The sequence below is a fragment of the Pseudoalteromonas sp. APC 3694 genome, from assembly GCF_030407565.1.
Lineage (GTDB): Bacteria > Pseudomonadota > Gammaproteobacteria > Enterobacterales > Alteromonadaceae > Pseudoalteromonas > Pseudoalteromonas tetraodonis.
This window is the reverse complement of the sequence record NZ_JASDDE010000010.1, coordinates 55,927-76,942: the sequence shown is the minus strand read 5'-3', so window position 1 is coordinate 76,942 and position 21,016 is coordinate 55,927. Positions and strand designations below refer to the sequence as shown.

Annotated in this window: 19 protein-coding genes; 16 read left to right on the top strand and 3 right to left on the bottom strand. The window is 40.5% G+C overall.

Annotated features, from left to right (window positions below; genetic code table 11):
- Positions 1-27 precede the first annotated feature (27 nt).
- From QMA00_RS05825 to QMA00_RS05815, 3 genes are read left to right on the top strand one after another with little or no spacing between them, the layout of a single operon-like run.
- Positions 28-645 carry a methylthioribulose 1-phosphate dehydratase gene (locus QMA00_RS05825; protein ID WP_036957053.1) on the top strand — a complete coding sequence of 206 codons (618 nt, stop codon included), beginning with the start codon at positions 28-30 and terminating at the stop codon, positions 643-645.
- Positions 642-1,328: an acireductone synthase gene (gene mtnC, locus QMA00_RS05820; protein WP_076922313.1), complete on the top strand. Its 687-nt coding sequence runs from the start codon at positions 642-644 to the stop codon at positions 1,326-1,328. The genes QMA00_RS05825 and mtnC overlap by 4 nt, the downstream gene beginning before the upstream one ends.
- Positions 1,325-1,867, top strand: a complete 543-nt coding sequence (locus QMA00_RS05815; RefSeq protein ID WP_008108531.1) for an acireductone dioxygenase — start codon at positions 1,325-1,327, stop codon at positions 1,865-1,867. Before mtnC ends, QMA00_RS05815 begins: the two co-directional genes overlap by 4 nt.
- Positions 1,868-1,930: 63 nt before the next feature.
- On the opposite strand, the gene mtnA is transcribed toward QMA00_RS05815, so the two are convergent.
- Positions 1,931-2,956, bottom strand: coding sequence for an S-methyl-5-thioribose-1-phosphate isomerase (gene mtnA / locus QMA00_RS05810; protein ID WP_076922314.1), 1,026 nt, complete (start codon positions 2,954-2,956; stop codon positions 1,931-1,933).
- A gap of 130 nt (positions 2,957-3,086) precedes the next feature.
- Here mtnA and mtnK point away from each other — a divergent pair, with 130 nt between their 5' ends.
- Positions 3,087-4,307 (top strand): S-methyl-5-thioribose kinase, encoded by a 1,221-nt coding sequence (gene mtnK, locus QMA00_RS05805; RefSeq protein ID WP_076922351.1) that lies wholly within the window; start codon positions 3,087-3,089, stop codon positions 4,305-4,307.
- 265 nt (positions 4,308-4,572) lie between these two features.
- On the opposite strand, the gene QMA00_RS05800 is transcribed toward mtnK, so the two are convergent.
- Together QMA00_RS05800 and QMA00_RS05795 are read right to left on the bottom strand one after the other, a co-directional pair.
- Positions 4,573-6,054 carry an FMN-binding glutamate synthase family protein gene (locus QMA00_RS05800; protein WP_076922315.1) on the bottom strand — a complete coding sequence of 494 codons (1,482 nt, stop codon included), beginning with the start codon at positions 6,052-6,054 and terminating at the stop codon, positions 4,573-4,575.
- 77 nt (positions 6,055-6,131) lie between these two features.
- Positions 6,132-7,910, bottom strand: coding sequence for a DUF885 domain-containing protein (locus tag QMA00_RS05795; RefSeq protein ID WP_076922316.1), 1,779 nt, complete (start codon positions 7,908-7,910; stop codon positions 6,132-6,134).
- A gap of 334 nt (positions 7,911-8,244) precedes the next feature.
- Between QMA00_RS05795 and QMA00_RS05790 the strand changes: the two genes are divergently transcribed.
- From QMA00_RS05790 to QMA00_RS05735, 12 genes are all read left to right on the top strand, one after another.
- The gene (locus QMA00_RS05790) at positions 8,245-9,204 is read left to right on the top strand and encodes a diguanylate cyclase (protein ID WP_036980605.1); all 960 of its coding nucleotides are present in this window, start codon (positions 8,245-8,247) and stop codon (positions 9,202-9,204) included.
- Between the two features lie 107 nt (positions 9,205-9,311).
- Complete coding sequence (gene ubiE / locus QMA00_RS05785; RefSeq protein ID WP_069438913.1) at positions 9,312-10,067, top strand: bifunctional demethylmenaquinone methyltransferase/2-methoxy-6-polyprenyl-1,4-benzoquinol methylase UbiE; 756 nt, start codon at positions 9,312-9,314, stop codon at positions 10,065-10,067.
- A 12-nt stretch (positions 10,068-10,079) separates the two neighbouring features.
- Positions 10,080-10,739, top strand: coding sequence for an SCP2 sterol-binding domain-containing protein (locus QMA00_RS05780; RefSeq protein WP_036980608.1), 660 nt, complete (start codon positions 10,080-10,082; stop codon positions 10,737-10,739).
- 17 nt (positions 10,740-10,756) lie between these two features.
- Positions 10,757-12,358 carry a ubiquinone biosynthesis regulatory protein kinase UbiB gene (gene ubiB, locus QMA00_RS05775; RefSeq protein ID WP_076922317.1) on the top strand — a complete coding sequence of 534 codons (1,602 nt, stop codon included), beginning with the start codon at positions 10,757-10,759 and terminating at the stop codon, positions 12,356-12,358.
- Between the two features lie 79 nt (positions 12,359-12,437).
- Positions 12,438-12,698 carry a Sec-independent protein translocase subunit TatA gene (gene tatA / locus QMA00_RS05770; RefSeq protein ID WP_290156385.1) on the top strand — a complete coding sequence of 87 codons (261 nt, stop codon included), beginning with the start codon at positions 12,438-12,440 and terminating at the stop codon, positions 12,696-12,698.
- A gap of 5 nt (positions 12,699-12,703) precedes the next feature.
- A complete protein-coding gene (tatB, locus tag QMA00_RS05765; protein ID WP_036980612.1) occupies positions 12,704-13,036 on the top strand; it encodes a Sec-independent protein translocase protein TatB in 333 nt (110 codons plus the stop codon).
- A gap of 49 nt (positions 13,037-13,085) precedes the next feature.
- Positions 13,086-13,826, top strand: a complete 741-nt coding sequence (gene tatC, locus QMA00_RS05760; protein WP_069438908.1) for a twin-arginine translocase subunit TatC — start codon at positions 13,086-13,088, stop codon at positions 13,824-13,826.
- A 1-nt stretch (position 13,827) separates the two neighbouring features.
- Positions 13,828-14,337, top strand: coding sequence for a hypothetical protein (locus QMA00_RS05755; protein ID WP_076922318.1), 510 nt, complete (start codon positions 13,828-13,830; stop codon positions 14,335-14,337).
- Entirely contained in the window at positions 14,337-15,122 is a 786-nt protein-coding gene (locus tag QMA00_RS05750; protein ID WP_076922319.1) for a TatD family hydrolase, read from the top strand. The genes QMA00_RS05755 and QMA00_RS05750 overlap by 1 nt, the downstream gene beginning before the upstream one ends.
- Positions 15,122-16,981, top strand: a complete 1,860-nt coding sequence (locus QMA00_RS05745; protein WP_076922320.1) for a diguanylate cyclase — start codon at positions 15,122-15,124, stop codon at positions 16,979-16,981. The genes QMA00_RS05750 and QMA00_RS05745 overlap by 1 nt, the downstream gene beginning before the upstream one ends.
- 13 nt (positions 16,982-16,994) lie before the next feature.
- On the top strand, positions 16,995-18,002 hold the full coding sequence (hemB, locus tag QMA00_RS05740) for a porphobilinogen synthase (RefSeq protein ID WP_076922321.1): 1,008 nt from the start codon (positions 16,995-16,997) through the stop codon (positions 18,000-18,002).
- A 274-nt stretch (positions 18,003-18,276) separates the two neighbouring features.
- Positions 18,277-20,940: an ExeM/NucH family extracellular endonuclease gene (locus QMA00_RS05735; protein ID WP_076922322.1), complete on the top strand. Its 2,664-nt coding sequence runs from the start codon at positions 18,277-18,279 to the stop codon at positions 20,938-20,940.
- The last annotated feature ends 76 nt before the right edge of the window (positions 20,941-21,016 follow it).

Sequence of the window (21,016 nt, the reverse complement as noted above, 5' to 3'; positions counted from 1 at the left end):
AGCTTTATGCTCATTAGTGAGGAATGTATGCAAAACAATACCGCTATTTCAGAACTTATTGAAGCCGGAAAATGGGTCAGTCAAAAAGGTTGGGTACCCGCAACAGGTGGAAACTTTTCAGCTCGCACCAGTACGGGCTTTGTAGTCACAGCCAGTGGCCAGGACAAAGGCGCGTTAATGCCTGAGCATTTTCTACAATTAAATCATTTAGGTGAGCGTGTTGCAGGGGCAATAAAACCCTCAGCCGAAACACAACTGCATTTGAGCTTGTATCAACTTATTCCTGACGCGCAATATGTTTTGCATACTCACTCGGTAGCGGCAACTGTACTTTCAAATATTATTCAACGCCATCAGCTTGAACTAACCGGCTACGAGATGCAAAAAGCGCTCAGCGGTATTACATCGCACTTAGAATCACTGGCTATCCCTATTTTCGATAACGATCAAGATATAGACCGTTTAAGCCTACTTGTGAGCGACCATCACTTACACTCACCAATTAAGCATGCCGTATTGATCAGAGGTCATGGTTTATATGCTGTTGGCCGTAACATTGATGAAGTTCGCCGCCATTTAGAGGCATTAGAGTTTTTATTTAGTTGCGAGCTAGAACGCTTAAAAATAACAGGAACCGCACTATGATCAAAGCATTGCTAACTGATATTGAAGGCACTATTACGCGTATTTCGTTTGTAAAAGATGTGCTATTTCCTTATGCCGCACAACAACTGCCTGCATTTGTGCGCGGTCACACAGAACAGCCTGAAGTAGCAGAACAAATTAGCGCTGTAAAAGCTGAAATTAACGAGCCTAATGCCGATATCGACACCGTTATTAGCACTTTACTTACTTGGATTGAAGAAGATAAAAAAATAACGCCACTTAAGCAATTACAAGGTTTAATTTGGCAAACAGGCTATGAAAACGGTGATTTTACTGGTCACTTATACCCAGATGCTTATCAATTTTTACAACAACAAAAGCAAGCTGGCCAACAGTTATACGTTTATTCGTCGGGCTCTGTGAAAGCACAGCATTTAATTTTTCAGTATTCTGACTTTGGCGATATTCGCTCACTATTTAGTGATTACTTTGATACAAAAGTAGGCGCTAAACAAGCGCCAAGCGCCTATGAAAACATAATAACGCAATTGCCTTTTAACCCAGACGAAGTATTGTTTTTAAGTGATGTAGTTGCAGAGCTTGATGCTGCAAAAACCGCTGGGCTTAAAACTTTACATTTAATTCGCGATGGGCAAGAAAGCTCATCAAAGCACAACTACATTAACGATTTTAGCCAATTTAAAGCGGAGCATTTAGCATGAGCCAACTCACTATTTTTGCAGATTCTGACGCCAATAATGCACTGCTGACCAGTAGCGACGTTCAACGTATTACCGCTGAACTTGCTAAGGTTAATGTGCGTTTTGAGCAATGGCAGGCAAATACCGAGATTACTGAAAGCACCAGCAATGATGATATTTTAACTGCCTACAACGGCGATATTGAACGCTTAAAACAGCAAGGCGGCTATCAAACTGTTGACGTTATATCGCTGGTTAAAGGCAACCCTGATGCTGCAGAATTGCGCAAAAAATTTTTATTTGAACACACTCACAGCGAAGACGAAGTACGCTTTTTTGTCAAAGGCCAAGGGTTATTTTGCTTACACATTGGCAGTAAAGTGTACCAAGTACTTTGTCAACAAGGCGATTTGATCTCAGTACCTAAGCTTACCCCTCATTGGTTTGATATGGGTAGCGACCCAGAATTTACCGCTATTCGTCTATTTAACAATACAGAAGGTTGGGTAGCACAAAGCACGGAATCACCGATTGCAGAGCAATTTCCATTATTACCGTAATTTAATCATTCAAAACCCTGGTCCACACTAATAAACATAACGTGGACCAAACGCATCGCAAAATTACTTCAGCTTTAAGAGTACGCCATTTTCTACCTGACTCTGGTTATAAACACCGGTATCTAACACCCACCCAGTAACCAAGTTTGCGGGTGTTACGTCAAATGCGGGGTTATATACATTAGCATTAGTGGGAGCCCACAATGCCTCGCCAAAACTACCACTAACACCACGCACTTCTTGTGGATTACGTTGCTCTATTTCTATATCGCTACCTTGGGCAGTCTTTACATCAAGCGTAGTAACCGGTGCCACCACATAAAATGGAATATTATGAAAATGCGCAAGCACCGCTAAATTATAAGTACCGACTTTATTGGCAAAGTCGCCATTAGCAGCAATACGATCAGCCCCTACAACAATTTTATCTACCTTACCTGCAGCCATTAAACTGGCCGCCATGTTATCGCAAATTAGCGTGTAAGGTATTTGCCAACGCTCCAATTCAAACGCGGTCAAACGCCCGCCTTGCAGTAAGGGGCGTGTTTCATCCACCCACACATGAACATTGCCATGGACTTGTTGTGCTTTATAAATAACACCCAATGCCGTACCTATGCCCGCAGTGGCTAAAGCGCCGGTATTACAGTGAGTTAATATATTGTCGCCGCTATTTATTAGCTCGGCACCACGTGTTGCCATACGCTCACATAGCTCAATGTCTTCAATAAATAACTGCTCAGTCGTTGCAACAATACTGGCAACATAATCAGTTTGTTTAAGCGCTTGGCGCAACGCCGCCATACAATGCATTAAGTTAACCGCTGTTGGGCGAGTGGCTTCTAGCTCATTTATGGCGGTTGCAAGCGCGTCTCTAGTCATACCTTGCTCAGCTAAATAAGCAATTAATAAACTGGCCCCTAAGCCTATAAGTGGCGCACCACGCACTTTTAAGCTGATGATCAGCTCTTTCATTGTCTCTACAGTGTGGCATTCATGCCACACTTGCTGATGAGGAAGCAAATATTGATCAAGTACGCTCAGCGTACTATTTTCATATTTTAAACTGCTTGCGATTAAATTTTGCATAAGGCTCAAAAGATTAGAAGTGCGTAGGGTTATTTTACACCACTTTGAAGAACTCTCAAGTTAGACTTATAGACATCTAAACATTTAAAGGTATAGAATGCTTAAATGCATCTTTATTGAGAATAAAACCATGACTAACTATGTTGCTTTTAATGCACAGCACGCTATTAATTACATCAATTCGTTAATTGAATCTAATCAATACGACTTTTTTAAGCCGGGGCAAGCGCTTACCGCTTATGAGTTTGGTGACGGTAATCTCAACTTAGTATTTAGAATTACGGATGAGCAAAACAACAGTATTATATTAAAGCAAGCTTTACCGTATGCGCGTTGTGTAGGTGAGTCGTGGCCATTAACACTTGATAGAGCACGCATAGAGGCAGAAGTTTTACTTAATCATGGGGCTATTTGCCCTGCGCATACGGTTACTGTTTTACATTACAATAAAGACTTAGCTCTGACCATTTTAGAAGATTTAGGTGATTTACAAATTTTGCGAACAGCGCAAAATAATGCTGAACAATTTCCAAACCTTTCTCACCACGTAGCTGTGTATTTAAGCCAAACGGGCTTTTATAACTCTGACTTTTATTTATTAGCGCAAGATAAAAAAGCACGTATTAGCCAATTTACTAACCCTGAATTGTGCCAAATTACTGAAGATTTATTTTTTAGCGATCCGTACACAGAGCATGAACGCAACAACTATCCGGCACAATTACAAACTGAAGTTGAGGCTATTCGTAAAAACGGGGCATTAAAACTTGAAGTAGCAAAGCTAAAAGCTAACTTTTTATCGAACCCACAAACCTTGTTGCATGGCGATATGCACAGCGGAAGTATTTTTGTTAATCAAACTACCACTAAAATGATCGACCCTGAGTTTGGCTTTTTTGGCCCTATTGGCTTTGATATTGGATCTTTTATCGGTAACTTACTACTAAATTACTGTGCTCAGCACGGTCGCATTGACGACTTTGTAGCACGTCGTAATTATCAAACCCATTTATTAAGTACATTGGTTGAATGCTACGCCACATTTGAACAACAGTGGTTTGAGCTCATAAATAAGCAAACAACTGATGAGACACTTAAAGCTTCAGGCTACGCAGAGTATTTTATGAAACATGTTTTACAAGATGCTATTGGCTACTGTGGCATAGAGCTAATTAGACGCACTATAGGTCTTGCTAATGTAATTGATATAGAAGGCATTACCGATGAGGCCGCACGGTTAAACGTACAAAAACAAACATTAGCACTGGGTGAGCAATTGATTTTAAATGCCCACACTTGCGATACCAAAGACGCGTTTTTCAGCTTGCTAATAAACCTGAACTCCGGATAATAAATCCATCTCAAGCAGCTATTTTCAGCGCTAACTGCGTTGAATTTACTTGCAATAGGCTAGCTATTGACGCGTAATTTCGCCTTGTTTTCACTAAAAATCTCTAGCTTGAGAAAATAAAAATAAATATCATTTTGATTCAATATGTTAGTAAATCTCTTAACCAGAGTTCAGGTTAATAAGCCATTTAAATTAGGGTCTGTTTGACCCTAAACTAAGTCTTTATTTTATTAAAAAAGGCGCTTTAAGCGCCTTTAAGCTATATCTAATGATAGTGCTCGTACATTTTATCTAGTGGCTCAGAAAGACCACTTTCTTGCACTATACGCACATGTTTGCGTTTTAATTCGCGGGCACTGGTAACGCCACAAGAATGTGCAATAAGCCCCGCACCGTAATGAATGTATTTATTATAATTTGCGACCCGCTGCGCTTTATCTTCAACATTCAAGCCCCGTTGTAAACGTTCATTATGCGTAGTAATTCCTGTTGGGCAGGTATCTTTATTACATTGCATAGCCTGAATGCAGCCTAGTGCAAACATATGCCCTCGCGCAGAAACCACAAAGTCGGCTCCTAGTGCTAGTGCCCATGCGACTTTGGAAGGAACAATTAACTTACCCGAAACAATAATTTTAACTCGCTCTCTAAGACCATGTTTCTTTAATAGCTGTATCACTAAAGGAAGGCTTTCTTTAAGCGGTAACCCCACAGAATCTAATAAAGATTGTGGTGCTGCGCCTGTGCCGCCATCCGCACTATCAATAGTAATAAAGTCGGGTGCAGACTCAATACCACGATGATTAATCTCGGCAAATAAACTTTCTAACCAAGTATGCTCACCAATAACCGCTTTAAAACCTGTCGGTTTACCGGTTGTAGTCCTGATGGTGGTAAGCATGTCTAGAATATCGTTTGGATTTTTTATTTCTGGGTGCCCATTTGGGCTAATAGAATCCTGCCCTTCGGGTATGCCTCTTATTTTGGCAATTTCAGCATTCACTTTTCGCCCAGGTAACATGCCGCCTTTGCCTGGCTTGGCACCTTGGCTCATTTTCAGTTCAAACATTTTAACTGTTGGGTGTGCAGCAACGGCTTTTAGCTTTTCTGTACTTAAATTTCCCTGCTCGTCGCGTACACCATATTTAGCCGTACCAATTTGAAACACGATATCGGCACCACCTTCTAAGTGATACGGACTAAGTCCGCCTTCCCCCGTGTTCATCCAACAACCGGCTAATTTTGCTCCTTTTGAGAGTGCACGAACAGCAGGACTGGATAACGCGCCAAAGCTCATGCCCGATATATTAAATAACGAATTTGTGGTGTAAGGAAATTTACAATAAGGCCCAAGCGTTACGTTGCTAGGCGCTAAGGCTTCTTCATCTAAGGTAGGAAATGCGCAGTTCATAAACATTACGGTGCCTGTCGTTTCTAAGCTTTGGGTTGAACCAAAAGCAGCCGTATGATCAACATCTTTAGCAGCCCGATATACCCAACTGCGTTCGGCGCGATTAAAGGGCATTTCTTCACGGTCGAGAGCAAAAAAATACTGACGGAAAAACTCACCTTGGCGCTCAAAAAAGTACCGAAAACGTCCAATTACCGGATAATTACGCCTAATAGCATGCTTTGTTTGGGTAACATCTCGAACATAAAAAATAGCAATTAATATAACCAGCAATCCAAATACAACAATAAATAAGCTGGCAAACACATCGATACTGAACATTATAAATTGATTCATTACTTATCCTTAAATGCTAAAAAAGCGTGATGTCATTAAATAACACCACGCCTTTATAGTTTCAAAATAATGCGCTATTAGCTATCTGTTTTTGCTAATTCTGCTTGTATATACAAACGTATTTGCTGCTCAAGCACCGACAAAGGCACTGAACCATGGCGCAATATTTGATGATGAAACGCACGAATATCAAACTGCTGACCTAATGCTTGCTCGGCCTCTGCACGCAGACGTTTAATTGTTAACTCACCAATTTTGTATGACAACGCTTGTGCAGGCCATGAAATATAACGATCGGTTTCTGTTTTTACATTGTGTAATGAAAGCGCCGTATTATCGGCCATAAAATTCATTGCACGCTCACGACTCCAGCCGTACATGTGCATACCCGTATCAACCACTAAACGTGCAGCACGCCACATTTCGTAGGTTAAACGACCAAAGTTGCTGTACGGGTCTTGATAAAAACCCGCTTCAACGCCTAAGTACTCTGAATACAATCCCCAGCCCTCACCAAACGCTGATAAATACGCATCACGGCGATAGCTAGGTAAACTTTCAAGTTCTGCATTGAGTGAAATTTGTAAATGATGACCCGGCACCGCTTCGTGCAAAGTTAACGCTTCTAAAGCATAGAGTGGTCGTTTATCTAAAGCGTACGTGTTCACCCAATAAAAGCCGGCTTGATCATCACGGCTCGAACCCGAATAGCGCCCAGTAGTGTACTTAGGAGCAATATTGGCAGGCACCGGCGCTACGCCATAAGGTTTACGCGGTAAGGTATGAAATAATTTAGGTAACTGTGCATCCATTTTTTTTGCAATATACGCGGCCTCTTTTAATAATTGCTCAGGCGTTGTGGCGTAAAACTGCGGATCTGTTCGTAAAAAGTGGATAAATTCTGCAAATGTGCCTTTAAAACCGACTTCTTTAATAACCGCCTCCATTTCACTACGAATGCGCGCAACCTCCGCTAAACCTAGCTCATGTATTTCTTTTGGGGTCATTTGTGTGGTGGTGTAATATTTAGCACGATTTGCATAAAAGGCCTCACCATTCGGTGTTGACGAAATACCAATATCACTACGTGCGCCTGGTAAGTATTCGTTATTAAAAAAAGTTAAGTAGTCTTTGTAGGCATTAATAACTTGGCTGCTAATAATAGCTTTAGCTTGTTGTTGTAACGCTGCAAATTCACTATCACTTAAACCCGCGGTATTGTTTAAAAAAGGCTTATAAAATTCAGATTGTGTGACGTCATCAACAATGTAAGCAGTAATCGAGTCTTGATAACCAATTAACACCGCTTTGGGTTGAGTTAAACCAACCTCTAATCCTTTGCGCATCCAACCTATATTTTGCTCAAAAAAGCGCGGAACTTGCTTTAATCGCTTTAAATAGTGTTGATAATCTTGTGCGGTTTTATAATCAGAGCTATTAACAATAAACGATAAGCTTGAATGAAAGCCATATTCTGACGTTAAAGGCATGTAGTGCGTATTAAATACATATTCATCAACACTATTTTGCACTTGCGCTCGAATAATACTGTAGTTAATTTGGTTTTCATCACTGAGCTTACTTACATCTATGGCATCTAAATCTGCTAATAACTGCGTGTTTTTTTGATATTGCTGTGCTAAAAATTCAGCTGACAAATTAGGTAATAAGTAGCCATCAACGCCTTCGGGGTTACTATACGGGCTTACATTTTGGCGGTGCTGTACGATATTTTCAGCCGTTTGCGTAAATTGCTGATCGGCGTTAATTGCGGTGAGCTGACACGCGCTTAATGAGCACACTAAGGTGACACTTAATAAGGAAAGACGCATTTGTTTTGAAAGAGATAAATTCATAGTGATTGATCTTAGTAAGATTACAGATGTGATAAACCTATCGTAGCCTAGATAAATAGCAAATAGATATACGACCAACTGCGCAAAATATACGCCCGTGAGATATTGTATTAACTTAAGTTAATACTTAACAATTAGAGTAATTGCTCAAAAAAGCAACGGTTATTGAATTTATAGCGCCATTTTAGCCAACTACGACTCATTTTACTTTTAAATCACAGATATAATGATTATTGTATCTGCGCTTGGAAGCAAATTGCCTTATCGGACGAGTTTTATAAATCAGCATTTATGCGTATTTGGTTGGTAATTGCAAATGATGTTCCATGACTCCATGGCTATAGCACAAGAAAAAATGACAAAAGTATGTATGTTTTTAGAGCATCATGTTTTGCCTCCTACCCCCTTAAATTTTCAAGTTGTGTATACATACACTAGTAAAATCCATTTTGCGCTTAACAATGCTATTGATGATGCCATAGATGCCCATCAAAATATTGATGAGCTGTTTATTGAACAACTCTATTTTGAATATTTAAATCAAGGGCATAAAACCGAAGTAGCCATGATTGAAAACGTCAATGGCGTGATCAATTCACTATCGCAAAATGCTCAACAGACCGAAAAAAAGCTAAACGACTTTGCAGGTCATGTTAATGACTGTATGCACTCTCTAGATGAAAATAATATTGCCAACAGCCGTATTGCTTTAGAAAGGCTTAATGAACAAACTCAGCTTTTATTAACGCAACAAGCTCAATTTAAACACCAACTAAGTCAGGCCAAAAAACTACACGAAGCAACTAAAAAACAACTTAATACCCTACGCAAACAACATGTCATTGACCCACAAACTGGCTTATACAAACGCCATTATTTAACCAAACAAACACAGTTATGGTTAAAACAAGACAAATCAATCTCAGCTATTGCCATTCAAATTGATAATTTAGAGCATTTTATTAATAATTTTGGCGATGCCATTGGCGAAGTGATTTTAAATAAAGTGGCTAAGCAAGTGCAAAAATATGTTTCGCAAAGTGGCTTAGCCGGACGCTCTGCAAAAGATCAATTCATCGTTTTACTTGCTAACATAGAACCCGAAACCGCTAACCTTATTGCACAAAAAGTGATAAGCGGAGTTGAAAAACTACGCTTTATAAGTTCAAAAAGCGATCTAAAACTCCCCCCCATTTCTCTCTCTCTAGGGATTACGGAACAACAACAAGGCGACTTTAACCAACTTGTTAAAAGTGCCTCAAACGCGGCCTTTAAATCACGCACATCTCAATAGCCAATTACAATGTTCACACAATAAATTAGCTGATAAATCATATTCAAATTGCACCCTTGGTGCACAATCAAGTACACTAGTCTTTATTACCACGATAGAGATTAATCATGAACGAGAACCCTGAAAAGACCACGCATTTTGGCTATAAAACTGTTGCCGAAACCGAAAAAGCTTCTATGGTTGCTGATGTGTTTCATTCTGTTGCGACAAAATACGATGTTATGAATGATCTCATGTCTTTTGGTATTCATCGCTTATGGAAACGTCAAACAATCGCTAGTTCAGGCATTCGTAAAGGCCATCATGTATTAGACTTAGCCGGTGGTACTGGCGATTTAACCGCAAAGTTTAGTCAACTTGTTGGCGATACCGGCCAGGTTGTTTTAGGTGATATAAACTCTTCAATGCTAAAGGTTGGCCGCGAAAAGCTGCATAACTTAGGCCTTGTCGGTAACATTAATTATGTGCAAATGAATGCTGAAGCATTACCTTTTCCTGATAATAGTTTTGATTTAATTACGATTGCTTTTGGCTTACGTAATGTTACCGACCAAAATAAAGCGTTGCGCTCTATGTACCGTATTTTAAAGCCAGGTGGTCGTTTACTCATTCTTGAGTTTTCGAAACCAGAGCAAGAGCTTCTCAGCAAAGCGTATGATTTTTACTCTTTCAACATTTTACCTACTATGGGTAAGCTAGTTGCTAACGACAGTGAATCGTACCAATACTTAGCCGAGTCAATTCGTATGCATCCAGATCAAGAAACGCTTAAATCGATGATGGTCGAAGCGGGATTTGAGCAAACGACTTATCAAAATCTAACAGGTGGCATTGTTGCGCTTCATCGTGGATTTAAATACTAAGGTTAGTAATTTATGGCGCTTGAAGAAAACAATAAAGAACAACCGGCTACAAGCAGTTTTTTTATGCTACCGAGTTTTGTGCTTTCGCTTATTGAACAAATACTAAATCAAGCGCTTAAACTCGACCCGAGCTTACACGATAAACTAAATGTAGTAGAGCATCAGCGTTTATTGGTTGAAGTTAGAGACTGGCAGCAAAAAATAGTCATTACCTATGCCAATCAGCAGCTACATCTTTACACTGCATTAGAACATGCTGACGCTGATTGTATGATCAGTGCCACCATAGATACATTGTTAGCACTGAAAAACCCTGCCATGATGACTCAACTTATTCGCCAAAATAAACTTGATTTAGAAGGCGATTTAAATATAGCTCAAAATTATAGTTCCGCCTTTTCAAGTGTAGACATTGATTGGCCAGAGCAACTAGCAAAGCATATTGGCGACGCGCCTGCACAACAACTTTATTTACATTTGCAGTCGCTTAAGCAGCAAGGTAAAAAAGCAAAGTCTCAGCTAGACAGTACTTTTATTAGTGTATGCCAAGATGAATTGGCAATCACCATTCATCCATTAGAGCTTGCGCAATTTAAACAACAAAATAGAGCACTAAAAGGCCAAGTTGCCGCCATTGAGCAACGTATTAACGCCTTAATTAAAGCTCTTTAACGCGCTAAGGATTTTTTGTGTCAACTGCCCGACTGTATTACATAACTAAAACTCTGCTTAGCTACGGTCTCGATGAGCTTATTCCAAAACACAAAGCACCTTGGTTTGCTAAACTTGCACGAGGAAGTTTGTTTTGGTTGCGCAACCAACACAAAGATAAACCACCTGGCTTAAGACTTCGATTAGCACTGCAACAACTTGGCCCAGTGTGGATAAAATTTGGCCAAATGCTTTCAACTCGACGCGATTTACTGCCTCATGATATCGCCTTGGAATTAGCCTTTTTACAAGATCAGGTAGAACCGTTCGAAGGTGAACTAGCCCAGAGGATTATCGAAAAAGCATTAGAAATAGATGATATTAGCCAGCTATTTAGCGAATTTTCACAAACCCCCTTGGCATCGGCCTCAATTGCTCAAGTGCATACTGCCACCCTCGTTGACGCGCAGGGAGAATCGCAAGATGTTGTTATTAAAGTTATTCGCCCTAATATTGAGCAACAAATCAACGCCGACTTAGCACTAATGGAAAAATTAGCTAAGGTTGTCGGTAAATTAATTAACGAAGCCAAGCGATTACGCCCTGTGGAAGTGGTTAAAGAGTATAAAAAAACATTGCTCGATGAGCTCGACTTAATGCGTGAGGGTGCTAACGGCATTCAATTAAAGCGTAACTTCGAAGGTTCAGAATCTCTTTATATCCCCACTGTATATAGTGATTACAGCCGCAATAATGTATTAGTTATGGAGCGAATTTACGGTATTCCTGTTTCGGATACTGAGGCGCTCATGGCACAAAATACCAATATGAAGTTATTAGCAGAGCGCGGAGTGGAAGTTTTTTTTACTCAAGTATTCCGCGATAGTTTTTTTCATGCAGATATGCACCCTGGCAATATTTTTGTGTCGCGCGAAAACCCGCACAATCCTAAATATATTGGTATAGATTGTGGTATTGTGGGAACACTTAACAAAGAAGATAAACGCTATTTAGCTGAAAACTTTATTGCCTTTTTTAATCGTGACTACCGCCAAGTAGCTCAGCTACATGTTGATTCAGGGTGGGTGCCGCCCGATACCAGCATTGAAGAGTTTGAATTTGCCATTCGTACCGTTTGCGAGCCCATTTTTAATAAACCACTGGCTGAAATATCATTTGGCCATGTACTGGTTAATTTATTTAATACTGCACGTCGTTTTAATATGCAGGTTCAACCACAACTCGTATTATTACAAAAAACCTTGTTGTATGTTGAAGGCTTAGGTCGCCAGCTTTATCCACAACTAGATTTGTGGAAAACCGCAAAACCGTTTTTAGAAGACTGGGTAAAACAACAGGTTGGCCCGCTTTCTGTACTAAAGCAAATGTATGCAAACTTGCCGTTTTGGGCAGAAAAAATGCCTGAGTTGCCTGATTTAATTTATCAAAATTTAAAACGAGCACCGCACGCACAACCTCCAACATCAACGGTTTCACATAAGCCCTTGGTTTTAGGACTTTTTAGTGGTGCAGCGATGATTGTTTCAGCATTATTTTATTTACAACACAACTTAATGGCTGCTGGCGTTGTCTTAGGCTGTGCTGTAGTTGGCTTTATAGCGGCTTGGCGCCGCGCATAAACTAAGTGCTATTTACCGCTGTGGGCGTATAATCAGCATTTAATCTTAATATTAACGGCTTTAAAAGCAGGAGAAAACCATGGGGTTTGGTGGTATTAGTATTTGGCAGCTATTAATTGTACTTGCAATCATTGTACTTTTATTTGGTACCAAAAAGCTACGCGGTATCGGTGGTGATTTAGGCGGTGCAGTTAAAGGTTTTAAAAAAGCGATGTCGGATGAGCAAAGCGCTGAAAAACAAGCCACCGAAAATAAAACAGAACACATTGAAAAATCAGCAGAATCAACACCTATCGATTCAAGTACAACTAGCAAAACTAAAGACAACGACAAGGTTTAACCAGCATGGGAATGTGGGAGCTTGTTGTTGTATTTATTGTCGGTTTGGTGGTGCTTGGTCCTGAGCGTTTACCTGTCGCTATTAGAACTGTGAGCCGTTGGGTTAAAACAGCAAAAGCAATGGCCAATTCCGTAAAAGCGGAGGTGAGTGAGGAGCTTCGTGTGCATGAGCTACACGAAAATCTAAAAAAAGCAGAGCAACAAGGTCTTAAAGATTTAAGTCCTGACCTACAAAATTCTGTTTCTGAGCTACAACAAGCGGCGCAATCAGTCACCCGTAGCTATAAAAAAAGTCAAACGCCAGCATCAAATAGCCAACAAACAGATGACTCAAAGTGAACATAGCACTCTCTTTTTTTCATGCACTTAATACACGGTATAAAACACAATGACTGAGGAAGTAAAATCAGGGTTTGTCGCTCATTTAATTGAATTGCGTGACCGGCTAATTAAATCGTTATTGAGTATTTTAGTGATTTTTATTGGCTTAATTTACTTTGCAAACGATATTTATACCTTTGTAGCCGCTCCTTTAGTTGCTCATTTACCTAGTACAGCCACTATGATTGCAACGGATGTTACTGCACCGTTTTTTGCCCCTTTTAAGCTGACGTTGTTTGTTGCTTTATTTGCTGCCATTCCTTGGATTTTGCATCAAATTTGGGGGTTTATAGCCCCGGGTTTATATCAACATGAAAAGAAAATGCTGATACCCATATTGGCTTCCAGTATTATCTTATTTTATAGTGGCATTGCTTTTTGTTACTTTGTGGTGCTACCTATAATTTTAGGGTTTTTCACCAGTGTAGGGCCGCAAATGATGACACTTGCGCCCGATATAAGTAGTTATTTAGGCTTTGTGCTCAAGCTGTTTTTTGCTTTTGGGATCGCATTTGAAATCCCAGTTGCAATTATGTTGCTCTGCTGGAGCGGTGCAACAACCACACAAAGTCTAAAAGAAAAGCGCCCCTATATAGTGGTTGGCGTATTTGTAGTGGCAATGTTTTTAACGCCTCCTGATGTGCTTTCACAAACCCTATTGGCACTACCTATGCTGCTTTTATTTGAGCTTGGTTTAATTTTAGCTAAATTTTATACCGCAAAACCACAACAAGAATCTAAGGAATAATATGAACAAGTATTTACTTTCTTTACTCGCTTTAGCAAGTGTACCGGCTTTAGCCGCTACTCCTATTAATGAGCAAGCTTTGCAAGCCTGTAGTTTTATTGAAAACGACTTTAATCGTTTACTCTGCTACGACAACACCATTGCCGGAAAGTCATTAACACAACCAGCACAAAGCCAGCTAAGCAAATCGGCACAAACAAATGTAAAAGCTGAGGCTCCCGCTGCAACAGCGCCTGTGGCCACTAAAGCAAAAGAGTTTGGTTTAGAGCATAAAGAAATTGCGGAAAATGGTGAAGAGTCTATTACATCAATGATTTCATCTGTTAAAAAAGCCCCTTATGGTGAGCTAATTATTACCTTAGAAAATAATCAGCAATGGCGTCAAATTGGCTCAGATAGCTTGAGATTAGATGAAGGTGATACCGTTATTATTAGCCGTGGCGTATTCAACTCTTTTTTACTTAAAAAAGCAGATCAAAACCGCTCAATTCGTGTAAAACGCACTCAATAATGCAATACACGTTAATTGATGCTGGCGTAAATTTAACTAATCATCAATTTGATGGTCAGCATCAAGAAGTGCTCGCTCGGGCAAAAGAGGTCGGTGTTAAGCATATGCTAATTATTGGCTGCGATATCAGCTCCAGTGAAGAATCATTAGCACTTGCTGCGCACTATAATCAATATGCTACCTCTGGTATTCACCCTCATGACGCTAAAACAGCAACCCCTGAGCTTGAGCAACAACTTACTCAGCTCGCTCAAAATGAGCAGGTTATTGCCATAGGTGAGTGCGGGCTAGATTACAATCGCGACTTTTCCCCAAGAGATGTGCAGCGTGATGTGTTTCGTCGTCAGCTCGCATTAGCTGAAAAGCTAAACCTGCCTGTTTATTTGCATGAACGCGACGCCAGTGAGGATATGCTTGCTATTTTAAATGAGTTTACTGTACGCGGTGTACTGCACTGTTTTACTGGTGATGCACAAGCACTCTCAGGTTACTTAAACTTAGGACTTTATATTGGTATTACCGGCTGGGTATGTGACGAAAGACGTGGCAAGGAGTTACAACAACTGATCCCAAGCATTCCCATTGAGCGTTTATTAATTGAAACCGATGCACCTTTTTTAATCCCTCGCACTGTTAAACCAAAGCCAAAATCAAGACGAAACGAGCCAGCATTGCTGCATTATGTGTGTGACACGCTTGCTCAGCTTTATGGCATTCCGGCATCTGAAGTGGCAAAGCATACTCGTGAAAACTTTAATCGCTTATTTGGATTAGAGAAAAAATAATGCGCATCTTTAGCACCTTGCTGGCATTCATCATGGTGTTTTTTACATCCTGTTTCCCTGCAACTGCAATTGATATAAATAGTGAATTTAGCTCAAAAAAAATAGAGTCTATTCATTATTCATTTACCCCCAACTCATTAGAAGATGCGCAACAAAGCAACTTACAACAATGGCAGTCACTTAATAATAAACCGCTTAATTTAGGTCTTGAAACTCGCCCTGTGTGGATTAAATTTCAACTAAATAATTATCTTAATAAGCCAACAGGGCCAATTTTATCGTTAGATAACCCACTTCTAAACAATGTATACCTGTACCACTTTATGGGTGAGAAGCAACTAAAATCGGAACATCTTGGTGATGCTCTTCCTTTATCTAATAGAGCGATTAAAAGTGAGTCTTTGCTGGTTAAATTAACACTTCCCGCTAACAGCGAAACCACCGTTTATCTTAACGTTAATAATAATGCGGGAATCGGGCTTCGCGTCCCCCTCACCTTATGGCAACAAGATGCATTATTAGCCCATAAAAGCATGGTTAACTTGCTTTATGGATTGCTGATTGGATTTATTTTTTCACTGGCTATCAGTAGCTTGGTTTTATTTGCTTTTTCACGTAAACATTATTTTGCCTATGCCGGTGTGATTACACTGATGCTTAGCCTGTTTTTAGCTTATATAGGTGGTTTTGGGTTTCGTTATGCCTCTCCAAGCATAGCCGCCTTACAGCAATTAATGCTGCCTATTTTGCTTATGCTGATCACGGTATTGTTTCTTCCTTTACAGCGCCATGTTTGCATACCCATTAAATCCAACTTAGTTAAAGGGCAAACAATAATTACCACCTTATATGCATTGGTTATTGTACTTATAGGGTTGCTGCCTACTGCGAGCGTGGCTTTGTTTGCTATTTTAAGCATTCCTGTCATTTTAAGTTATCATGTTGTCACAACATTATTTTATCTACGAAAAAACCCCACGAGCCCCAATAAATCTCTATTAATGGCACTCGGGTTCTTTTTAATTGTAGTCATTCATTTTTCCGTTGCGTTAACAGGCCTGTATACCGTCACTAGATCCAGCTTAATACTCACCTTCGCGGCCTCATTAAGCTGCTCATTTTGTTTAAGCTACACCGTCATAAAATTATTTATATTACAACGCGATGAGCAAGTCACAACGCAACAGGCATTGATTGCAAAAAGTGCAGCGCAAGATGCGCTCTTAAATGAGCGGATTGAATTACAAGAGCGCACTCGTCATGAACTTGAAAACCAAGTTGATGAGCGCACCTTTGAGTTACAAGTCACACTTAGGGAACTTGAAGATAAAAACCGCGAGCTTGAACAACTCAATATGGAAGATGCTCTAACAGGGGTAAAAAATAGACGCTTTTTTGATAAAAAAATAATCATGGAAATTCGCCGTTCACGCCGTGAGCAAACACCCTTGAGCATCATTATGCTTGATATAGATAAGTTTAAAGCAATCAACGATACGTATGGCCACTTAACCGGCGATCAGGTAATTCGAGCAGTCTGTGATGTTATTAAACAACAATTAAAACGTCCTCTTGATGAAGTGGCGCGTTATGGTGGTGAAGAATTTGTCGTCCTGCTACCCAATACTAATAATCAAGGTGCGTTAGCTATTGCCGAGCAAATACGGTGCGCAATAGAAAAAAACACTGTCAGTGTTGCAGGTACTACGATTAAATACACCATTAGTGCCGGTGTTTATACTCATATTGCCGATGATGTTCATAACCCTGAAATATTTACTGAGCGTGCCGATAAGGCACTCTATCTAGCAAAACAACATGGCCGCAATCAAGTGGTTAATTTTCCAATCTCACAGTAGGAGCGTATAACTTATGGCCCAATCTGGACTAGACCTTTTCCCATATACTCGCATGCGTAGAATGCGCCGTAATGATTTCTCTCGTCGCCTTATGGCTGAAAATCAGCTGAGTGTTAATGATCTTATTTACCCTGTTTTTGTGCTTGAAGGTAAAAACCGTCGTGAAAGTATTGAATCGATGCCCGGCATTGAACGTTTATCAATTGATTTACTGCTAGAAGAAGCTAAAGAATTAGTTGATTTAGGCGTCCCTGCGCTCGCTATTTTCCCTGTTACCCCTGCAGATAAAAAGTCTCTACTCGCTGAAGAAGCGTATAACGATGATGGCTTAGCACAAAGAACTGTTCGCGCATTAAAAGAAACCTTTCCAGAGCTTGGCGTGATCACCGATGCTGCACTTGACCCATTTACTGTGCATGGTCAAGACGGCATTATTGATGATGCAGGTTATGTAATTAATGACGTCACTACCGAAATTTTAGTTAAGCAGGCGCTATCACACGCACATGCAGGTGCTGATGTTGTTGCCCCATCAGACATGATGGATGGGCGTATTGGTGCAATTCGTGAAGCCCTTGAAGCCGATGGCTTTATTCACACTCGCATTATGGCCTATTCAGCAAAGTATGCATCAAGCTACTATGGCCCATTTAGAGATGCTGTCGGTTCAGCAGGAAACTTAAAAGGCGCTGATAAAAAAACTTACCAAATGGATCCTGCCAACTCTGATGAAGCTATTCGCGAAGTGGCTCTTGATTTGCAAGAAGGCGCCGATATGGTAATGGTTAAGCCAGGTATGCCTTATTTAGACATTGTACGCCGCGTTAAAGATGAATTTGGTGTACCAACATTTGCTTATCAGGTAAGTGGTGAGTACGCGATGCATAAAGCCGCTATTGATAACGGCTGGCTGAGTGAGGAAGCCACTATTATGGAATCTTTATTAGCATTTAAACGTGCTGGTGCTGATGGCATTCTGACTTACTTTGCAAAGCAGGCAGCCCGCTATTTAAATAAGTAATAAAAGCATATTGATATAAAAGGGCTTTATTGCCCTTTTTTTATGTTTAAGAACAACACATAGTTGGCATTTATGCAGCGTTACCCCCTATTTTTATAGATAGTAATCACACTACACAGGCTCTGTCTTACCTAAAACCAAACACACAACTGTACGTTCTACCTCAAAAAATAACAAAACTTAATATTGTTAACATTCTGTATTCTATTTGTAATTATTTTTCATTACACTAAGCGTCCCATTTGGGGAAACAAAAACACGGGAAAAAATAATAATGTTGAAAACAAAAATAACGCCATTGGCGCTTGTGTTAGCAAGCCTCAGTGCACCCGCTACCGCTAACCTCGTTATATCAGAATACGTAGAGGGCAGTAGCTATAATAAAGCAGTAGAACTATTTAATAATTCGACAACCCCACTGTCATTGGATGGCTACACCCTAAGTCTCTATTCAAATGGCAATACAGAGGCAAACAATACACTCGATTTAACCGGTGAACTTGCTGCTAATAGCACGTATGTCATTGTTAATGGTAATGCTTCAGTTGAATTAAAAGAAAAAGCAGATCAACTCAGCGCCGTCACTAACTTTAATGGTGATGACGCACTGGTACTTACGCAAGGCTCAACCGTTATTGATAGCTTTGGCCAGCGCGGCGTAGATCCAGGTTCATTTTGGTCTGAAGGTGGCGTACAAACACAAAATAAAACACTGCGCCGTAAAGAAACTCAATTAAACGGACGCACTGATGCCGATGGCGCTTTTAATCCAAGTGAGCTATGGCTGCAATTTGATCAAGATGATTTTAGTGATCTAGGTATCTTTGCAGGGAATTCTTCACCTAATCCAGATCCTGAGCCAGAACCTGAAGATCCTTTACTATGTGGCGCTGATAAAACATTAATTAGCAGTATTCAAGGTGAAGGCGCAAGCAGTCCACTGGTTAACACTGTGGTTGAATTTGAAGGCGTTGTGACAGCTGATTTCCAAGCAGATGATCAGCTCAAAGGCTTTTTTGTAAATTCACTTAATAGTGATGAAGATGCAAATCCCCTTACTTCTGAAGGTGTATTTGTTTACTTTACCAATACTGATGTGAATGTTGGCGATCATGTTCGCGTACAAGGTACTGTTGAAGAGTACTTTGATGCCACCCAAATTGGTAATGTTAGCCAAGTTGCTATTTGTGATACCAGCCTTTCAGCTTATCCGACTAAAATCACTTTACCCGTTATCGATCAAAGTGAGTTAGAGGCATTTGAAGGTATGTTGGTGACCCTAGAGCAGCCATTAGTTGTCACGAATAACTATGGTTTAGGTCGATATGGTGAATTAGAGCTTGCCACCGAACGTTTATATCAAGGGACACAAGTTGCACTTCCTGGTGCGGCAGCAAATGCGGTTGAAGCGCAAAATCTAACTAAAAAAATACTCGTAGATGATGGCTCAACTCGTCAAAATCGCGACCCTATTGCTTACCCTGTACCTGGATTATCAGCAGAGAATACGCTGCGTACTGGCGATACAGTAAATACCGTTACTGGCACCCTAGCGTACAGTTTTAGCACTTACCGTATTCACCCAACGGTCACACCTCAGTTTATAGCAACGAATCCGCGTACCGATGCACCAGAGTTAAACCCTGACGCTGATTTACGTGTTGCCAGCTTTAACGTACTTAACTACTTTAATGGCGACGGCCAAGGCGGCGGTTTCCCAACTAGCCGAGGCGCTGACTCAGAAGTAGAATTAATTCGTCAGCAGGCCAAACTAGTTAGTGCTATCAGTGCTATGCAAGCTGATGTGATTGGCTTAATGGAAATTGAAAATGACGGCTTTGGCGAATTTAGCGCAGTTGCAAGCTTAGTAAATGCACTTAATGATGCCGACAGTCAAAATCAATATGCATTTGTGGACTTTGGCGTTGATAAAATCGGCACCGACGCTATTACTACCGCGCTTATTTATCGTGCTGATAAAGTACAGCAAGTAGGAACAGCAGCGATTACAACTGACGCGCCTTTTGACTACAGCAATCGCGCACCTATTGCGCAAAGCTTTAAGTCTTTAGAGACAGAAGAAGTCTTTACTGTTGCCGTTGCTCACTTAAAATCTAAAGGTGGTTGTGGAAGTGCAACTGGTGGAAACGCTGATCAAAATGACGGCCAAGCATGTTGGAACGAAATTCGAACTGCTGGCGCCAATGCATTTGCTGATTGGTTAAATAGCAAACCAACAGGGGTTGATGATGAAGATATCATTCTTGTTGGCGACATGAACGCCTATGCAATGGAAGATCCTATCCGTGCATTTGCTGATAAAGGCCTTAAAAATGTGGTTGCTGAGCTAGATGGCAACACTTTAGGTTACTCTTATAGCTTTTCTGGCCGAGCGGGTAGTTTAGATCACGCCCTAGTCAGTCCAAGCTTATTAAATAAAGTAGTCAGTGCAACCGATTGGCACATTAATGCCGATGAGCCTATCTCGCTTGATTATAACGTTGAGTTTAAATCTGACGCACAACAATCAACCTTATATGCTCAAGGTCCTTACAGAGCGTCAGATCATGACCCTGTTATTGTCGATATTCGCTCGACCATTATCGCGCCACCTGAGCCAGAACCTGAAGTAATTATTGGCGAAATTAATAATATTGGCGGGTGGTTTTGGTGGAAAAGCTACAGCTTTGAAATCCCACAAGGTTATGACGAGCTAACGGTTAGCCTTGACGGTGGCTGGGGTGATGCAAACTTATTTGTACGCCATAAAAGAAACCCGACTCTTTTCAGAAAAGATTGCGCCTCAATAAGCTTCGGTAATAGCGAAAGCTGTTCATTTACCAACCCTAAAGAAGGTAAGTGGCGAGTGCGTGTAAACGGCGCCATTCCTTTTGGTAATGTTAAATTAACGTACAAAGCAACAAAGTATGCTGATTAAGCTTAATTAGTCGGTTAACAATTAGGTATTGTGACCTAAAATATCTATATAGTTACTCAAAAGCCGCTTTCGCGGC